This is a genomic window from Bradyrhizobium elkanii WSM2783, from assembly GCF_000472865.1.
GTDB lineage: Bacteria > Pseudomonadota > Alphaproteobacteria > Rhizobiales > Xanthobacteraceae > Bradyrhizobium > Bradyrhizobium elkanii_A.
Genome location: NZ_AXAP01000214.1, coordinates 1 through 1202, shown reverse-complemented (window position 1 = coordinate 1202; position 1202 = coordinate 1). Strand labels below are relative to the sequence as shown.

Below are 1202 nucleotides of genomic sequence, written 5' to 3'. Positions count from 1 at the left end.
GGAGTCACGGCTACACCACTAAGGCACCGCCAGACGAAAGGGGCGGGAACAGATATGTGTAGCCTAAAGCCACCGCGCCACATCTCGACTCCACCTTGGTTGTGTGCGTCATTCGCGTCAGTCGGACCGGCTGCTCATCACTTCCGATCTGCCCCCAACTAACAGACGTCCTCAGACGCATCGACCTGTCTCAAACGTGCTAAAGGCAACCTGCTAGCCGTACTGGACCAATACGGATCTTGGCCGCGGGCGCATCGAGCCGCGACCTACGTCTTGTTCTTTGCAACATTGCCTAAGAGGCCGCGTTCGGCACTCTCTATGCGCTCAGCGAGCCGGGTCTGGAAGTCAACGACGTTAGCACGCGTTATGAGAAACTTTTGATGGCCCGACCCGAGTGGGATGGAGGGGCGCCGGGTTCTGCCGATGCCACCTGAGAGCCGAGCTCGTGCGACATTCTTAAACCGGTTCTGCGAAAACCGGGGCTGTGCCTGCCGGATTCTTCAGTGCCCCGGTCGGTCATCTCTTTGCCGGGGAGCTCGCGCCGCCGATCAAAGCGCCCCGGCCGGGCTTGGTCGAGTCTCGCCACCTTGGATTTTTGGCAATTTTTTCCATGTACCGCTCGCGTACAGCGTTCGTGCGAGTGCTTTCCTTTGACACTTCCTCGCACGTCCAACAACGTTCATTCGGGGCCGATGCTTTGGGTGGCTCGATCATTCCCATATCCTCCTCACGTCACCAAGGACTCAATTTCAGACGGCCTCTTCGCAAAACGCCTCAAGCTCCGCCGGTCCCCCGGATCGTCTACAGCAACCACAATAAAATTCGTTGCGAGACGCGGAGATCTCGATGAAATGCTTCCGGCGCGCGCAATCCGCAATCCACGCGGTGCTGTTGTGGCTTGCAGGCCGGGGATTGAGCTGTAGGTCCCTGGCTGCCGTGATGATGGTGGCCTCATCTCGTTGCTGATCCGCTTCTGCCGCCATCGTATTTCGTCTTAATTCCTGCTCCAAGGCACCAACAATGCCCGCCATCTCTTGGCTTGTGAGCAGGCCGGGCATATAGGGCGGCTCCGAGCCTGAAAAATGAAGGCGAGAGCGGACTAGTCTCTTCATTAGGATGCTCGCCGCATCGCGCGGACTTCCGACGCGAACCGCTCCGGCCACACAGCCGCAACTGATCTTCCGCTTGATCCAGGCGCGATC

1 protein-coding gene is annotated in these 1202 nt (G+C 58.9%); it reads right to left on the bottom strand.

Features of this window, described 5'->3' with window-relative positions; all coding sequences use genetic code 11:
• Nucleotides 1–749: 749 nt before the first annotated feature.
• A partial coding sequence (locus YY7_RS0149915; protein WP_210164766.1) for a hypothetical protein occupies nucleotides 750–1202 on the bottom strand: 453 nt, incomplete at its 5' end.